This is a genomic window from Amycolatopsis sp. CA-161197, assembly GCF_050942255.1.
Taxonomy (GTDB): Bacteria; Actinomycetota; Actinomycetes; order Mycobacteriales; family Pseudonocardiaceae; genus Amycolatopsis.
This window is the reverse complement of the sequence record NZ_CP192059.1, coordinates 8366777-8383198: the sequence shown is the minus strand read 5'-3', so window position 1 is coordinate 8383198 and position 16422 is coordinate 8366777. Positions and strand designations below refer to the sequence as shown.

Here is a 16422-nt window from a genome sequence, read left to right as displayed (position 1 = left end):
ACAGTTACATCAGGCATGAAGTAAGTAGGTGACAGCCGTGGCCCAGGATCCCGCCGGTCTGCTGCGGCTGCTCTGGCTCGTCGCCCACGAGCACGCCGTCTCGCGGATGGACCTCGCGCGGGTGCTCGGCTTGCCGCAGTCGACGGTGTCCGTTCGGACGCAGGCGCTGATCTCCGCCGGGGTGCTCGTCGAGTCCGGCGAAGGCAGCTCGGCGGGTGGCCGGCGGCCGAAGCTGCTGTCGGTCAACGCGGGGTTCGGCCACGTCTGGGCCGCCGACGTCGGTTCGCGCCACGTCCGCATCGGCGCCCTCGACATCGCGGGCAACCTGCTGCACGTGACCGAACGGCCGCTGGACATCAACCGCGAACCGGCGCAGGTCGTCGCGGCTTTCGCCGACACCGTGCGGGAAGTCGCGGCCGAGGCGCGGTGCCCGGGCCGGCAGCTGGGCATCGGCGTCGCCTTCCCCGGGCCGGTCGACGTCGGCGCGGGCACGATCACGCTGCCCTCGCGCATGCCGGGCTGGCGCGGGTTCGCGGTGCGCGACGCGTTGCGTGCGCACTTCGACCTGCCCGTGGCGGTGGACAACGACGCGAACCTGCAGGCGCTGGGCGAATCCGTCGCCGGGCCGCCCGGGCGCACGCTGCTCGTGGTGAAGGCGGGCACGGGCATCGGCTCGGGGCTCGTCGTGACCGGCCGGCTCTACCGCGGCCGCGCCGGCGTCGCGGGCGACATCAGCCACGTGCGCGTGCCCGCGGCCGGCGACCGGCCGTGCACCTGCGGAAACCGCGGCTGCCTGGAGACCGTGGCGAGCGGCGCGGCCCTCGTGGCGCAGCTGCGCGAGCAGGGCGTGGACGTGAACAGCACCGCGCAGGTGATGGCGACGGCGGAGGACGGGCACCCCGACGCGACCACGGCCGTGCGGCGTGCGGGCCTGCAGCTCGGCGAGGTGCTGGCCACGGTGGTGAACTTCGGCAACCCCGACGAGGTGCTGCTCGGCGGCGCGCTGTCGGGTTCGGAGGCGTTCGTGGCCGCCGTGCGCGGCGCGCTCTACGAACGCTGTCTTCCCCTGGCTACGCGGGAACTGCGCATCGACCGGGTGCGCTTCGGCCCGGACGCCGGGCTGTACGGCGCGGGCGCGCTCGTGCTGGACGAGGTCTTCGACGAAGCGATACGGAGCAGACGATGACGAAGGTGCGGATCGGGATCACGGGGATCGCCATCGAGTCGAGCACGTTCTCCCCGCACCGCTCCACCGTGGCCGACTTCCACGTGACCCGGGGCGAAGAACTGCTGGCGCGCTACCCGTTCCTGCGCGAAGACCGTCCTTCGTGGACGGACGACGTCGAGTGGGTGCCGCTCGTGCACGCCCGTTCGCTACCCGGCGGCGCGGTGACCGAGGAGGCCTACGCGGAGCTGTCGGGGGAGATCCTGGAACGGGTGCGCGCGGCGCAGCACCTCGACGGGTTGTTCTTCGACATCCACGGCGCGATGAGTGTGGTCGGCCGCACGGACGTGGAAGCCGAGCTGGCCACCGAGATCCGCGCGATTCTGGGGCCGGACGTGCTCATCTCGGCGTCGATGGACCTGCACGGCAACGTCTCGCGCGAGCTGGCCACGGCGCTCGACCTGATCACCTGCTACCGCAAGGCCCCGCACACCGACGCGTGGGACACCCGCGAGCGTGCGGCCCGCAACCTCGCCGCTCGCCTGCGTCACGGCGGCAAGCCGAAGAAGGCGTGGGTGCAGGTGCCGGTGCTGCTGCCCGGCGAGAAAACGAGCACCCGCCTCGAACCGGCCAAGAGCGTCTACGCCGCCGTCGACGAGGTCGAAACGCTCGGCGGCGTGCTCGACGCCGCCATCTGGGTCGGCTACGCGTGGGCCGACGAACCGCGTTGCCAAGCCGCCGTGGTCGTGTCCGGTGACGACGAAGACGTCATCTTGGAACAGGCCGAGCGGCTCGCCAAGTCCTATTGGGACGCTCGTCGCGACTTCGCTTTCGTCGCCCCGACGGGGACCCTGGCCGAGTGCCTGGAGCAGGCCGTCGCCTCGACCGCGCGGCCGTTCTTCGTCAGCGATTCCGGCGACAACCCGACCGCTGGAGGTGCCGGGGACACGTCCTGGAGCCTCGACGTCCTCCTGCGCACTCCGGCCATTGTGGACTCCGAGCTCACCACGCTGTACGCGGCGATCGTGGATCCGGAAGCCGTCGCCGCGGCGGTCGAAACCGGCGTCGGCGCGACGGTTTCCGTGGAGCTGGGCGGAAAAGTCGACTCCGGGCCGCACGGTCCGGTGCCGGTGACCGCTCGCGTCGAGGCGATCGACCCCGAAGACCCCGTCGCGGGCACGGCCGTGGTGTTCGCCATCGGCGGCCTGCGCGTGATCGTCACCGCGCGGCGCAAGCCGTACCACCTGGAGTCCGACTTCCTCGCGCTCGGCCTGCGCCCGCGCGAAGCCGACGTGGTGATCGTGAAAATCGGCTACCTGGAACCGGAGCTGTACGACATGGCCGCCGACTGGCTGCTCGCTCTCACGCCCGGGGGCGTCGACCAAGACCTGCTGCGCCTCGGGCACGCCGGGATCGACCGGCCGATGTTCCCGTTCGACGCGGAGATGGCGGACCCGCCGTTGAAGCCCGAGTTGCTCTGAGCGCCACGGCCGTCAACGCGCCGAAGGCCAGGTGATCGAGCCACTGCGCCCCGCGCGGCAACGCCCGGATCGCCGCGTTGCGCCGCCCGACGATCTCCAGGTCCAGCACCGCGATGGCGGCTCCCGCCGCCACTCCGTTGGCCACCGACAGCGGCCGGCGGCGGTCCACGTAGGCGAGTGCGGCCGTCCAGCCGGCGGACACCAGCCCGTGGACCAGGGCGCCGCGGACCAGCCCGGCCTTGCCGCCGGGCGCCAGCGTGCCCGCCGCGCGCGTCGCCGCCAGCGGATCACCGCGCGTGATCACCGCGTGCAGGGTCGACGGCAGCCCGCTGCCGGTCGCTGCCACTGTCCAAGCCTTGACCACCTTCTTCACCAGGCCAGTATGCCCGAGGGCTTGACATGCAGTCGTTTGACTGCATAACTTAAAGTGTGCAATCGGAGCTGGACGGGATTTTCTTGGACAAGGTCTTCAAAGCGCTGGCCGACCCGACCAGGCGCTACCTGCTCGACCAGCTGCACGAGGACAACGGACAGACGCTCAACGAGCTGTGCGCCCGCCTGGACATGACGCGCCAGACGGTCACCCAGCACCTGTCCGTCCTCGAGGCGGCGAACCTGGTCAGCACGGTGCGCCGCGGCCGGGAGAAGCTGCACTACCTCAATCCGGTCCCGTTGCACGAGATGCAGGAACGCTGGGTGGACAAGTTCGAGCGCCCCCGGCTGCGCGCGCTGAGCGCCGTCAAACGCCGAGCAGAGGAAGCCATGACCGAAAAGCCGAGTTACGTCTACGTCACCTATATCGAGAGCACGCCGGAGAAGGTGTGGGAGGCGCTCACCGACGCCGAGCTGAGCGGGCAGTACTGGGGGCACCGCAACGAGTCCGACTGGCAGCCCGGCTCACGTTGGGAACACGTGCGGGTGGACGGGTCCGGCATCGTCGACGTCTACGGCGACGTGGTGGAAGCCGTGCCGCCGAAGCGCCTCGTGACCCGCTGGTTCGACCCGACCAAGGAGGACACCCAGGAGCCTTCGCGCGTGACGTTCGACATCGAGCAGTACGAGGCGATCGTCCGGCTCACCGTGACCCACGAGGACCTGCCCGACGAGCAGGCGCGCCGCGACATCGGCCGCGGCTGGCCGTCGGTGTTCGCGAACCTCAAGTCGCTGCTGGAGACCGGCCACGTGATGCCGAACGCACCGTGGAGCATGCCCTGAATTTCACGGCTTTGGCTATTTGTCGACACCCTCGTACGTGCCTCGGGTGAAGCGCTTCGAGAAGACGAAGTACACGATCGCCACCGGCACCGTCATCAGCAGCGCGGCGGCGAGCTTGAGCGGGAACTGGTTTCCTTGCCCGAGCTCGCCGGACACGAGTGAGGCGACGCCGGTGGTGAGCGTGTTCAGTGCCGGGTCCTGCCGCGACACGATGTAGTGCGGCAGCTCGTTCCAGGACCCCTGGAACGCCAGGATCGTCATGGTGATCAGGGCCGGCTTCGACATCGGCAGCACCACGGACCAGAACGTGCGCAGCGGTCCGGCGCCGTCGATGCGAGCCGCTTCCTCGACGCTCAGCGGCACGCTCTCGAAGAACTGCTTCATGATGAACACGCCCGACGCGTCGGCCAGCAGCGGGATGATCATCGCCGCGTACGTGTCGTACATGCCGAACTGGTTGAGCACCAGGAACTTCGGGATGAGCAGAACCACGCTCGGCACGGCGAGCACGGCCACGACCGCGCCGAACACCGCGCCGCGGCCGCGGAACCGCAGCCGCGCCAGCGCGTACCCGGCCATCGAGTTGAACACGACCCGGCCGACGGTGATCGTGACCGACACGAAGATCGAGTTCAGCGCCCAGCGCGGGAAATCCTGCTGGGCGAGCGTCGAGAAGACGGCCACGGACCACTCGTGCGGCCACGGGGTGAGCGGGTGGGCCGTGGCGTCGGCGTCGGTCTTGAACGCCGTGGCCAGCTGGATCAGGAACGGGTAGATGTAGGCCACGGCGACCAGCAGCAGTACGCCGAAGCCGACCCAGCGCAGGTATCCGCGTCGCTTCACCGCCGGCTCCTCCGTTTTCCGTCCTTCTCCTTCAGCAGCCAGCGCTGCACCAGCGTGAGCACCACGATCACCACGAACAGCAGGAACGCGATCGCCGAGCCCTGGCCCCATTCCTTGCCGATGAACGACGTCGAGTACGAGAGGTACGCGGGGGTGAGCGTGGTGTTGGCGGGGGCGCCGCGGCTGAGCACGTAGATCTGGTCGAAGACCTGCCACGTGCCGATCAGGCCGAGGGTGAGCACGAGGAACAACGTCGGGCGCAGCTGGGGCAGCGTCACGCGCCAGAAGCGCTGCCACCCGTTGGCGCCGTCGATCACCGCAGCCTCGTCGACGCTCGGCGGCAGGTTCTGCAGCGCCGCGTAGAACATCAGCATGAACCCGCCGGTGGTCGTCCACACCACGAGCACGATGATCGAGCACATCGCCACGCTCGGGCCCGAGAGCCAGTCCCACCAGGACAGTCCGAGGAACCCGTGTGACGTCAGCGCGGCCGGGTTCTGCGGCACGCCGAGTCCGTTGAGGACGATCTGGAAGAGGCCGCGCGGGTCGGCGAACCAGCTGGGACCGTCCACTCCGAACAGTTTGAGCGCGGCGTTCACCGTGCCGGTGCTGGAGAAGAGGAACAGGAACACCACCGAGATCGCGACGGAGCTGGTCACGGTGGGGAAGTAGAACGCCGTGCGGAAGAACTGCTTGCCCTTGAGCCGGCGCTGGTTCAGCACCATCGCGAGGAACAGCGCGAGCGCGGTCTGCAGCGGGACCACGAACAGCACGAAGTAGCCGTTGTTGCGGATGCTCGTGGCGAAGTTGCGTTGCGTGAGGCCGGGTTCGGTGAGCAGCGCGGCGTAGTTGTCGCCGCCGACGAAGTGCACCCGAGACGAGAACGGGCTGCCGTTGCCGGTCCAGTCGCTCACGCTCACCCAGAGCGCCATTCCGATGGGCAGCACGAAGAACAGGCCGAGCACCACCAGCGTGGGCGCGAGGAACAGCCAGCCCACGCGGCCTTCACGCCGGTTCGGGCCCTTCCCCCGCCGCGCCGGGGATGGTGGCGCGGCGGGGGAGCTCGTCGTGGTGAGCAGCGTCGTCATGCCCAGCTCACTGTCCGAGCGCGGCGGCGGTGTTGGTCTGCAGCTGCTGCAGGATGTGCTTCGGGTCGGCGCCGGGCAGCTGCTGGATCTGGGCGTCGAAGTCGGTGAGCACCGGGTCCATCTTCGTGAGCGTCACCGGGCCGTGTGCCGAGTCGGCCCCGGCGAGGAACGCCGCCTGCTGCGGGAACTCCTGCTGGTACTGCGCGCGCGCCGACTGCCGCGAGGGCATCACGCCGAACGTCTTCGCGAACGTCAGCTCCTGGGCCGGCTGCATCAGCGCGTCCACGAGCTGCTTGGCCTGGTCCTGGAACTTGCTCTTCGCCGCGATGCCCCAGCATTGCGTGAACGACAGCGTGCCCGCACCCGCCGGACCGGCCGGCAGCGGCACGACCTGGTACTTCACGTTCGGGTAGTCCTTGGTCATCCCGCCGACCATCCAGTTGCCGTCGATGCTCATCGCGGCCTTGCCCAGGCCGAACGCCTCACCCGAGTCGCCCGCGCCGATCTGCTTCGGGTACTTGGCGACGCCGGAGGCCAGCAGGTCGCGCACGAACGTGAGCCCCTGCAGGTTCTGCGGGGTGTCGGCCGTGGCCTTCTTCTGGTCCGCGTCGAGCGGCCAGCCGCCGGCCTGCACCAGGAACGCGCCGACGCGGTCGCGGGTGTCGTTGAACACGAGGCCCGTGTGCCCGCCGGTGGTCAGCTTCTGCGCAGCGGCCTTGAGCTGGTCCCAGGTCTTCGGGATGTCCTTGTCGGTCAGGCCCGCCGCGGCCCACTGGTCGGTGTTGATCGCCAGCGCCAGCGTGGAGAAGTCCTTGGGGACGCAGTAGAGCTTGCCGTCCTTGGTGAACGTGGTGCGCAGCGTCGGGTAGAGATCGTCCTTGTAGGACACCGAGTCGCCGTAGGGCAGCATCTCGTCGGCGTAGCCCTGGAACTTCGTGGCGTCCACGGCGAACACGTCGGGCGGGCTGCCCGCCGCGAAGCCCTGGCTCAGCTGCTGCGGCAGATCGTTGGCGCCGATCACCTGAACCTTCGAGCCGCCGGAGCCGGCCGCCCACTTCGCGGCCGCGTCCTGCACCGCGGTGAGCTCGGCGCCGCCGCTGGAGGCGATCATCAGCTTGAGCTGGGCGGGACCGGACTGCTGGGTCGCGGGCGCCGTCGAGTCGTCGAAGCCGCCGCCGCACGCGGTGAGCGTGAGCAGCAGGCCGGCAGCGGCGACGGCCGTGCGGGGGACGAGGTGACGCATCGATCCTCCTTGATCGTGCAGATGGTGATGTCAGGTCGTGCGCAGCACGAGCCGGGGGGTGAGCAGGGTCGAGACGGGTTCGGGGCCGGCGGTGCCGCGCAGGGTCGCGCGCAGCTGGCGCACGCATTCGGCGGCGACTTCGGCGATGGGCTGAGCGACGGAGCTCAGGCCGAGCACGGCGGCGGTCGGGGTGTCGTCGAAGCCGATCACCGACGCGTCGGCGCCGGGGCGCAGGCCGCGCTCGCGCAGCTCGCCGACCACGCCGAGCGCGAGGGAGTCGCTGGCGCACACGAACGCGGTGGGCGCGGCGGGCTCGTCGAGCAGCCGGGCGGCGGCCGAGCGCCCGCCCTCCACACCGTCGAACACGGGAATCTGCGGCCGGTCCGCCAGCCCGGCGGCGGCGAGCCCGGCCTCCCAGCCGGCGCGCCGATCGTCACCGGTCTCGGACCCCGCGGGCCAGCCGACGAACGCGATGCGGCGGTGGCCCTGGCGCACGAGGTGCTCGGTGGCCAGCCGGGTGCCGCGGGCGCCGTCGACGTCGACCCAGCCGTGCGCCTGCTCGTCGCCCCACGGCCGGCCGAAGGTGACGAACGGCAGCTCGCGCTCCTTGAGCCAGCGGGTGCGCAGGTCGTCGTGGTGGGTGTGGGTGAGCACGAAACCGTCGACGCCGACCGACGCGATGAGATCGGCGTACGCACGCGTCTCGGCTTCGTCGTCGGCGGCGGTGAAGAGCATGATCCGGTGGTCGTACTCCTCGGCTGTGGCCGTGAGGGAGTGCAGGAACTGGTCGAGGACCACGCCGCTCACGCCGTTGCCGACCGGGGCGATGCGCATCCCGATGATCTGCGAGCGCGTGGTGCGCAGCTGGCGGGCGGCGGTGTGCGGGCGGTAGCCGAGGCGGTCGATGGCCTCGAGCACGCGTTCACGGGTCTCCGGGCTCACGAGCTCGGGCGAGTTGATCACGTTCGACACGGTCTGGCGCGAGACGGAGGCGGCCTCCGCGACCGAGTTCAGCGTGGCCCGCTGAGCCATCCCGCCTCCTGGTGACCTGGTCCGGCACCTCGATCGAGGTGCAGATTTGAACGTTCAATCTGGCGGCTACTCTGAACGTTGGCCGCTGACCTGTCAAGACTTCAAACCAACTTGACACGAACCCGGTTTGATCGATCCAATCGGGGACACCCGACCCCACCGGAGGACATTTCCATGCAGCCCCTGCTCCACGACCTCGCGATCGCCCTGCACGCCCCGACCGTCGTCCTCTCCGGTCGCGACGGGCAGATCCGCGGCAACGGCACGCAGGGTCTGCTGCACGGTGACCTGCGGTTGGTGAGCGAGGCGGTGGTGACCGTCGACGGGCACGAGCCCGAACCGATCGGCTTCGAGGAGCCGGCGGCGGACCGCGGCACGTTCACGGGGCTGGTGCGCCACCTCGGCAATCCCGGCCCGGACCCGACGGTGTGGCTGCGCCGCCACCGCCGCGTCACGGCGAGCGGGGTGACGGAGGAGCTGGAGCTGGTCTCGTCGGCGGCCGGGGCCGTGGAGTGCGTGGTCGAGCTCGCGCTGGCGGCGGACTTCGCGTCGATCGAGGTGATCAAGTCCGGTGGCTCGGTGGACCCGCTGGCGCCCGAGCGCGTCGACGGCGGCGTGCGGTGGTCGCAAGGACTGGTCAACGCCGTGGTCGCCACCGACGGCGGGACCACTGTGGACGGTGCTCGGGTGCTGGTGAAGTGGCGGGTGCGCGTCGAGGACCGCGTGGTGCTGCACTGGACGCTGACCGCCACGGACCCGGAAGCGCCCTTCGTGCCGGGCTCCGCCGCACGGCTGTCGGCCCCCGTGGTGGAGGCCGACGACCGCCGGTTCACCGCGCTGCTGAACCGTTCGCTCGACGATCTCAACGCGTTGCTGCTGGCCGAGCGCGAGCACCCCGGCGACGTGTTCGCGGGTGCCGGCGCACCGTGGTTCTTCACCCTCTTCGGCCGCGACAGCCTGTGGGCCGCGCGCCTGGCGTTGCCGCTGTCGCTTTCGCTGGCGGGCGGCACGCTGCGCACACTGGCCCGGGCCCAGGGCGAGCGCCACGACCCGGCGACCGGCGAGGCGCCCGGCAAGATCCTGCACGAACGGCGGCGCGCCGGCTTCGAGGTCCACGGCATGTCGTTGCCCGCGCGCTACTACGGCACCGTCGACGCGACCGCTCTGTGGGTCGGCCTGCTCTACGACGCCTGGCGCTGGGGCCTGCCCGAGGCCGAGGTCCGCGCGCTGCTGCCGAACCTGCGCGCCGCGCTGTTCTGGATCACCGGCCTGTCCGACACCGACGGCGACGGCTTCGCCGAGTACCTCGACGAAAGCGGCCGCGGCCTGGCCAACCAGGGCTGGAAGGACTCGGGCGACGCCATCCGCTTCGCCGACGGCACGATCGCCAAGCCGCCCGTCGCGCTGTCCGAGGTGCAGGGCTACCAGTACGAGGCCGCCGTCCGCGCCGCCGAGCTGCTCTCCGCCCTCGGCGAACCGGCCGACGGACTCCTCGAGTGGGCCGAGGCCCTGCGCTCGCGCTTCCGCTCGCGGTTCTGGGTGTCCACTTCGGACGGCCACTTCCCGGCCCTGGCCCTGGACGGCGCCAAACAACCCGTGGATTCCCTGACGAGCAACATCGGGCACCTGCTGGGCACCGGCATCCTGGACCCGGCCGAGAGCTCCTCGATCGGCGAGCTGCTCCTCGGCCCGTCGATGGCCGCAGGCTTCGGCCTGCGCACCATGTCCTCGACCGCCGGCGGATTCTCACCGCTGAGCTACCACTGCGGCTCCGTCTGGCCCCACGACACCGCCGTCGTCGTCCGCGGCCTCCAAGCCTCGGGCCAGTCCTCGCGCGCCGCTTCACTGGGGTTGCAACTCGTCCACGCGGCCGGCGGCTTCGACAACCGCCTGCCGGAGCTGTTCTCGGGCTACGGCTCCGACGAGGTCTCGTCGCCGCTGCCCTACCCCGCGTCCTGCCGGCCCCAGGCCTGGGCGGCCGCATCCGCGGTGACGCTGCTGGTCACCTTCCTGGGCCTGCGCGTAGACGTCCCCGCCGGCGTCGTCACCCTGGACCCACCTCGGCCGAGCCCGGTGGGCGCCCTTCGCGTGACCGACCTGCCCCTGGCCGGCGGCACCCTGGACGTCACCATCGCGGCCGACGGAACGGTGACGGACCTGCGGCTGCCGCCTGGCCTGCGGCTGGGCTGAAGCACGTGAACGCAGGGCAGCCTTGCAGCTGAAAATCTGCAAGCGTGGGTGGCTCTCACAGTACCTGTATCACCAGGGTCTCCCGGACGTCCAGGACGCCTGTGAACCTGTTTGAGTCGGCTTTCGGCCAAACAGAGGAGAAGTAATGGATCCGCGGCAGAAGGAACGAATACCCATCGCGGGCGACCCCTTCACCACTCACGCAGACCTTTTCGATCTGAGTGGGAAATACGCACTTGTCACCGGCGGTACCAGGGGCATCGGGATGATGATTGCGCGCGGCCTTCTGCAGGCGGGCGCCCGCGTCGTCATCAGCTCACGCAACGCAGACGCGTGCGCGGAGGCTCAGCGTCTGCTGTCCGAATTCGGCGACGTTCAAGCAATCCCCGCCGACCTGTCCAGGTACGACGAGTGTCAGCGCCTCGCTGATCTTGTCAAGGTCGACTCGGAACGCCTGGACATCCTCGTCAACAACGCGGGAGCGATGTGGCGCGAGCCGCTGGAGACGTTCCCGGCCGAGGCCTGGGACGCAGTGGTCGATCTCAACCTCAAGTCGCCGTTCTGGCTGGTGCAGGCGCTGCTCCCCGCACTTCGCAGGGCGGGTACCGCCGACGATCCCGCGCGGATCGTCAACATCGGCAGTATCGCCGCCATCCACGTCGCCGAGTCGCCCAACTACTCGTACGCCAGTAGCAAAGCGGCACTCCACCAACTCACCAGAGTGCTTGCCAGAGAACTGGGCCCACAGCACATCACGGTGAACGCGGTAGCCCCAGGACCGTTCCCGTCGCAGATGATGGCGGCCACGCTCGAGGCCATCGGCGACACGATCGCGGCGAAGGCTCCTCTGCGCCGTCTCGGCCGCGACGACGACATGGCAGGTATCGCCGTGTTCCTCGCCAGCCGGGCCGGCTCTTACCTCACGGGCACCGTCATCCCGATCGACGGCGGCATCGCCACGACCGCAACAGGTACCTAGTACGGCAACGGCAGTCAGGTGAGTGGGTAGCCACGTCGTTTGGCGTGGCTGAGGCGGGCTTGGTGTTGTCGTCGGGGCCGGAAGCGGGACCACGCCCCGACGTGGTCGACAGCGTCGGTGACACGCAGGATCAGTGTGGTGAGCATCGCCAGAGTGATGTGGGCACACCAGGCCCGCCAGGACCGGACCTGGTGGTGATCGAGTCCGGCTTCGGCCTTGGCCTGCTCGCAGCATTCCTCGATCCGCCGGCGGGTGCCGGCGATCCAGGCCAGGACCGGCAGGCGTGAGCGGCGGCCCGTATCAGCTGAGTGCTTGAGTCTCGGTCGCCAGTTCCTCCTGGCCGGCTGCCCACGACGCCAAGACGGCCAGACCGTCCGCGGTCGCCGTGCCGGCGGGCGCGGTGTAGACGTTCAGGAGCAGGCCGGGTTCGGCCGGCAGCTCCATCGACTCGACGTCCAGCTCGAGCCGGCCCACTACCGGATGGTGCACACGCTTGCGTCCGGACCGGTGGAGCCGAACATCCTGAGATGCCCACCGCTGCCGAAACAGTTCACTGCGTGTTGACAACTCACCGACGAGGGCGATCAGTTCCTCGTCGCGCGGATTGCGGCCGGCTTCCATGCGCAGCTTCGCGGCCACATCGCAGGCGATTCGGTCGTAGTCGACGAAGAACGTTTTCGCCGCCTCGGGATCCAGATACAGAAACCGCGCGGTGTTCGCCGGTCGTCGGGCGTCGGCCAGCACCGGCGAATACAGCGCGCGGGCCAGTCGATTCATGGCCAGCACGTCATAACGGCCGTTGCAAATCCACGCCGGCGCATCGGTGATGGCCGCGAGCACCTGCTGAAGTGCCGGACGCACCGCCACGGCGGGTCGCCGGCGGCGTGGACCGCCGGGCGCCCCGGGCTGCCGCGCAAGGTGGAACAGGTGATCGCGCTCGGCCTCGTCGAGTTGCAAGGCCGAGGCCAACGCGTCGAGCACCCCGTCGGAGGCGCCGGCGAGGCCGCCGCGCTCCATGCGCACGTAGTAGTCGACCGATACCCCTGCGAGCAGAGCTACCTCTTCGCGACGCAGCCCTTTGACCCGGCGATTGCCGCCGTAGGCGGGCAGTCCGGCCCGCTCGGGCGCGATCCGCGCGCGACGCGAGCTCAGGAATTCCTTGATCTCGGTGCGCAGATCGATCGTGGCCACCCCTTCACCGTAGGCCGTGTCCGCAGGCGAAGGGAGGTACTGCCGGTACCCCCGACGGCTGCGCACCCCCTCAAACGCGGCATGCGCCCAGCCCACATCATCAGCAAACCCGCCGCGCGCATGCGCCAGTCGAGTGCCGATCGACCGGTCGGGCTAGCTCGGTTCTCGATGGGTGACTCGGGTCTCACCGGGTGAGGATCGCCCGCTCCACGACCGTCCACGTCGTGGTCGTCAGCAGGTACAGCGAGGCGGCCAAGGGAACAAAAGCGGTGACCGCGACTGTTCCATAAGGCAGGAGGCGCAGGATTCGAGCGCCGGGGGCCGTGAGGTCGCGCCGGCGGTCCTGCCGGCGGACGGAGAACCACGCCACCACGGCGAGCAGGCCGGCCACCACGAACACGACCGGTGCCGCCGCGAGGCCGTGGGCGCCGAGGGTGACGCCGAACAGCGTGCTGCCGAGCAGGGCGTTGGGTGCGCCGGAGATCACGGCCGTGCTGAAGAGGTGGTACATCACCCAGAAGAACGGCAGCTGCGCGAGCATCGGCAGGCATCCCACGAACATCGAGGTGCCCGACTCCTGCTGCAGTTTCGCCATCTCCGCTGCGAGCTTTTCGCGGTTCTTGCCGTGCTTCTCCTGCAGCTTGCGAATTTCGGGGGCCAACGCGGTGCGGGCCCGCTGACCGCGCGCCGCGGCCCGGGCGAACGGCACGAGCAGCAGCCGTACGGCGACGGTGAACAGCACGATCGCCGCGGCGGCCGCGAACGAGCCGGTGAGCGGTTCGGTCGCCGAGGCGAGCCAGTCGACGAGGTGGTACGCGCCGGCGACGGGCACGTCGAAGATTTCGGGCATGACAGCACTCCAGGGGAAAGTCGTTTCAGGGCAGGCGGAACCGGCTGCGGACCGTCCTGATCGGACTGACCTGGAACGGGCTACGCAGCCGGGGAGTGCCACCCGGGGGCGCGGGGCCGGCTTCGGCCCGGGGCGCCGGGATCGCGTAGCCGCAGGAAAGCGGCGCGACGGGCGCGCTGGTTCAGGGCGGTGCGGCGAGCGCGGACCGGGACGGTCCACGCGGCCAGCTCACCGCGGTTGGCGTTGCCGACGACCAGGACCACGAGCAGGCTCGCGGCCACCACGGAGGCGAACGCGAGGATTGCCGCCGGGCCGGCTTGGCCGAAGATGTGCACGGCAGGGAACGCCAGGTGCAGCAGCGTGTGCAAGGTGACGCCCCCTTTCTCCGTCGCCGCGATTGTAGCCGGTTGTGGTCCTCGCCGCCGTTGCGCTATGCTCGCCTCGATCCCCATGGATGCCGGCCCGGCCGCCCGGGGGAGTTCTCAACTTTCACGAAAGCTGCGTCGCCTCGATGTGGCGTTCGTTCGTTTCGCGATCTCACCAAGAGTCGCTTTTCATCCTTCAAGGAGTCAAAACCATGTCATATCAAGGAATTCTCGACATCCACGGCAAGACCGCCACCCTCGGCTACACGCCGGGCGGTCCGTCCGTCCCCTTTGGACTGATCCGCAAGCACAACCTGCGGCGCGGCGACGAGATCGTCGTCGACGGCGAGCAGGTCGTCTCGGTCAACGGGGCCCCTCCGGCGCCCAACCGCCCGGAGTTCGAACGGCTCACGCCGGTGCACCCCGACCAGCGGCTCGTCCTCGAAACCACCCGCCACCAGCTCACGACTCGCGTGCTCGACCTCGTCGCGCCCGTCGGGAAGGGGCAGCGCGCGCTGATCGTGGCGCCGCCCCGCACCGGGAAAACGTCGGTGCTGCAGGCGATCGCGCAAGCGGTGGCGGTGAACCACCCCGACGTGCACCTCATGGTGCTGCTCGCCGACGAGCGGCCCGAGGAGGTCACGGACATGCAGCGGTCGGTGCGCGGTGAGGTCGTCTCTTCGACGTTCGACCGCAAGCCGTCCGAGCACGTGGCCGTGGCCGAGCTGGCCGTCGAGCGCGCCAAGCGGCTCGTGGAAAGCGGCCGCGACGTCGTGCTGCTGCTCGATTCGCTCACCCGCCTCGGCCGCGCCTACAACCTCGCCGCCCGCCCGTCGGGCCGCGTCCTCTCGGGCGGTGTCGACGCCGGCGCGCTGCACCCGATGAAGAAGATCCTCGGCGCCGCGCGCAACATCGAAGGCGGCGGTTCGCTCACGATCATCGCCACGGCGCTGGTCGGCACCGGCTCGCTCGCCGACACCGTGTTCTTCGAGGAGCTCAAGAGCACCGGCAACTCCGAGCTGCGCCTGGACCGCCTGCTGGCCGACAACCGCGTGTTCCCGGCCGTGGAGCTCTTCGGCTCCGGCGCCCGCCGCGACGAGCTGCTCGTCCCGGCGGCTGAACTCCAGGTCATGAACGAGGTCCGCCGCGCCCTGTCCGGCCAGGACCCCAAGCGCGCCACCGAGCAGTTCCTGGACCAGGTCCGCACCACGAAGTCCAACGCCGAGTTCATCGCCCGCGTCGCGGCATCGCTCGGCACGCCGGCCGCGCTCGCCGCGTGAGCGGGGGCCTCACCCCGGAACCGTCACCAGCCACCGGTCCGACCGCCGGCGCAGGTAGAACAGCCAGTACGCGCCCGAAACCACGAGCACCGCGGCCGTGATGCCCAGGTCCAGCGCGGTCTGCTCGACGAGCACGTACCCCAGCGCCAGCACCACGACCGCCGGGATCACGGGCCAGCCCGGCATCCGCCAGACGTGCGGGCCGCGGTGGGCGGCGCGGCGGGCGGCGAGCACGGTGATCGCGATGGCCAGGTAGAGCGCGACCACCGCGACACCCGTGACGCCGCTCAGCGTCTCGACCGGCACGAAACACAGCACGGCCTCCGACAGGCCCACCACGAGCGTCGCGGCCCACGGCGAGCCGAAGCGGGAGCCGACCACGCTCAGGGCGCGGTTCACCGGGTCAGGCCAGGCGCGGTCGCGGCCCGACGCGTAGAGCACACGTGAGTTCTGGATGACCATCACGATCACCGCGTTGACGATCGCGGCGGCGATGCAGAGGCTGATGATCGTGCCGAGCGTCGAGCCACTCCAGCTCACGACCAGGGCGGTGAGGTCGACCTCGCCCAGGGAGCCGGTGTCGGCGAGCGTGATGGCGACGACCGGCACCAGGATGACGAGCGCGCTGATGCCGAGTGTCCACAGGACCGTGCGCGAGACTGTCCGATGTGGCTCACGCATTTCCTCTGCCAGGTACACGGCCGTCGAAAACCCTTGCACCACAAAGAGAGCCACGGCGAGCCCGGCGATCACCGTGACGAGCCCGACGCCGCTCACGCCGTCGAGGCTGGGGCGCAGCAGCACCGCAGGCGAGCGGTCGGCGTGCGCGAACCCGAGCACCGACACGACCACCACGGCGATGACCTCTATGGCCAGGAAGACGCCGGTGATCCACGCGTTGGAACGCAGGTTCGCCAGCCCCATCACGGTCGACGCCAGCATCACCGCGGCGCCTGCCAGCGACGGGTCGAGGTGCACGATCGGGTCGAGGTGCACGATCGGGGCGAGGTAGTCGGCCACGCCGATCGCGATGATCGGCGGCACGACCAGGATCACGATGAACGACAGCACGAACGTGATCCAGCCGGCGAAGCGGTTGAGCACCGTGGTGACCATGGCGTACTCGCCGCCCGCGCTGGGCACGAGCGTGCCGAGCTCCGAGTAGCAGAACGCGATGCCCACGCACAGCAGCACAGCCAGCGCGATGGCCGGCGCCGTGCCGGTTCCGAGGTCGGCGAACAGCGGCGGCACGAGCACGAACAACGACGACGCGGGCGTCACGCAGCTCAGCGTCAGCAGCGTTCCGCCCGTGACGCCGATGGAACGCGTCAGCGTGCGGGGCGCTGCGGTGCCTGTCGTGGTGGTCTCGGCGAGAGCCGGATCAGGGGGCATTGGGGCGATGTCCCTCCGTCGGCGGCGCGATGTTTCGACGGATGGAACAGCACTGATTCGGTGTTGTCAACGGCACCAAGACGACTAAATCCGTCGCCTGTCGCACTG

Annotated in this window: 14 protein-coding genes and 1 pseudogene; 6 read left to right on the top strand and 9 right to left on the bottom strand. The window is 70.1% G+C overall.

Annotated elements, in window-relative coordinates; all coding sequences use genetic code 11:
* The first annotated feature begins 37 nt into the window (after nucleotides 1–37).
* From ACQPXB_RS39510 to ACQPXB_RS39500, 3 genes are all read left to right on the top strand, one after another.
* Complete coding sequence (locus ACQPXB_RS39510; RefSeq protein WP_366583056.1) at nucleotides 38–1186, top strand: ROK family transcriptional regulator; 1149 nt, start codon at nucleotides 38–40, stop codon at nucleotides 1184–1186.
* Nucleotides 1183–2646, top strand: coding sequence for a M81 family metallopeptidase (locus tag ACQPXB_RS39505; protein ID WP_432846834.1), 1464 nt, complete (start codon nucleotides 1183–1185; stop codon nucleotides 2644–2646). The genes ACQPXB_RS39510 and ACQPXB_RS39505 overlap by 4 nt, the downstream gene beginning before the upstream one ends.
* Before the next feature lie 456 nt (nucleotides 2647–3102).
* Nucleotides 3103–3861, top strand: coding sequence for an ArsR/SmtB family transcription factor (locus ACQPXB_RS39500; protein ID WP_366583058.1), 759 nt, complete (start codon nucleotides 3103–3105; stop codon nucleotides 3859–3861).
* 15 nt (nucleotides 3862–3876) lie between these two features.
* Here the strand turns inward: ACQPXB_RS39500 and ACQPXB_RS39495 are convergent, their stop codons facing one another.
* From ACQPXB_RS39495 to ACQPXB_RS39480, 4 genes are read right to left on the bottom strand one after another with little or no spacing between them, the layout of a single operon-like run.
* Nucleotides 3877–4704 (bottom strand): carbohydrate ABC transporter permease, encoded by an 828-nt coding sequence (locus ACQPXB_RS39495; RefSeq protein ID WP_366583059.1) that lies wholly within the window; start codon nucleotides 4702–4704, stop codon nucleotides 3877–3879.
* Nucleotides 4701–5792 carry a carbohydrate ABC transporter permease gene (locus ACQPXB_RS39490; protein ID WP_432846832.1) on the bottom strand — a complete coding sequence of 364 codons (1092 nt, stop codon included), beginning with the start codon at nucleotides 5790–5792 and terminating at the stop codon, nucleotides 4701–4703. The genes ACQPXB_RS39495 and ACQPXB_RS39490 overlap by 4 nt, the downstream gene beginning before the upstream one ends.
* A gap of 7 nt (nucleotides 5793–5799) precedes the next feature.
* Nucleotides 5800–7035 carry a sugar ABC transporter substrate-binding protein gene (locus tag ACQPXB_RS39485; protein WP_386947116.1) on the bottom strand — a complete coding sequence of 412 codons (1236 nt, stop codon included), beginning with the start codon at nucleotides 7033–7035 and terminating at the stop codon, nucleotides 5800–5802.
* Between the two features lie 30 nt (nucleotides 7036–7065).
* On the bottom strand, nucleotides 7066–8067 hold the full coding sequence (locus ACQPXB_RS39480; RefSeq protein ID WP_366583062.1) for a LacI family DNA-binding transcriptional regulator: 1002 nt from the start codon (nucleotides 8065–8067) through the stop codon (nucleotides 7066–7068).
* Between the two features lie 174 nt (nucleotides 8068–8241).
* On the opposite strand from ACQPXB_RS39480, the gene ACQPXB_RS39475 reads away from it, so the two are divergent.
* Together ACQPXB_RS39475 and ACQPXB_RS39470 are read left to right on the top strand one after the other, a co-directional pair.
* Entirely contained in the window at nucleotides 8242–10257 is a 2016-nt protein-coding gene (locus ACQPXB_RS39475) for a glycogen debranching N-terminal domain-containing protein (protein ID WP_432846829.1), read from the top strand.
* 145 nt (nucleotides 10258–10402) lie between these two features.
* Nucleotides 10403–11236, top strand: a complete 834-nt coding sequence (locus ACQPXB_RS39470; RefSeq protein ID WP_432846827.1) for an SDR family oxidoreductase — start codon at nucleotides 10403–10405, stop codon at nucleotides 11234–11236.
* Nucleotides 11237–11250: 14 nt separating this feature from the next.
* On the opposite strand, the pseudogene ACQPXB_RS39465 reads toward ACQPXB_RS39470, so the two are convergent.
* From ACQPXB_RS39465 to ACQPXB_RS39450, 4 genes and pseudogenes are all read right to left on the bottom strand, one after another.
* Nucleotides 11251–11529 (bottom strand): annotated as a pseudogene (locus ACQPXB_RS39465) (hypothetical protein); the annotation flags it as partial.
* Nucleotides 11530–11536: 7 nt separating this feature from the next.
* Nucleotides 11537–12427, bottom strand: a complete 891-nt coding sequence (locus ACQPXB_RS39460) for a helix-turn-helix transcriptional regulator (protein WP_432846825.1) — start codon at nucleotides 12425–12427, stop codon at nucleotides 11537–11539.
* Nucleotides 12428–12611: 184 nt separating this feature from the next.
* On the bottom strand, nucleotides 12612–13277 hold the full coding sequence (locus ACQPXB_RS39455; RefSeq protein ID WP_432846823.1) for a YidC/Oxa1 family membrane protein insertase: 666 nt from the start codon (nucleotides 13275–13277) through the stop codon (nucleotides 12612–12614).
* A gap of 80 nt (nucleotides 13278–13357) precedes the next feature.
* The gene (locus ACQPXB_RS39450) at nucleotides 13358–13645 is read right to left on the bottom strand and encodes a DUF6412 domain-containing protein (RefSeq protein ID WP_366583067.1); all 288 of its coding nucleotides are present in this window, start codon (nucleotides 13643–13645) and stop codon (nucleotides 13358–13360) included.
* A gap of 209 nt (nucleotides 13646–13854) precedes the next feature.
* On the opposite strand from ACQPXB_RS39450, the gene rho reads away from it, so the two are divergent.
* Nucleotides 13855–14922: a transcription termination factor Rho gene (rho, locus tag ACQPXB_RS39445; protein WP_432846820.1), complete on the top strand. Its 1068-nt coding sequence runs from the start codon at nucleotides 13855–13857 to the stop codon at nucleotides 14920–14922.
* 9 nt (nucleotides 14923–14931) lie between these two features.
* Here the strand turns inward: rho and ACQPXB_RS39440 are convergent, their stop codons facing one another.
* The gene (locus ACQPXB_RS39440) at nucleotides 14932–16314 is read right to left on the bottom strand and encodes an APC family permease (RefSeq protein ID WP_432846818.1); all 1383 of its coding nucleotides are present in this window, start codon (nucleotides 16312–16314) and stop codon (nucleotides 14932–14934) included.
* Nucleotides 16315–16422 lie beyond the last annotated feature (108 nt).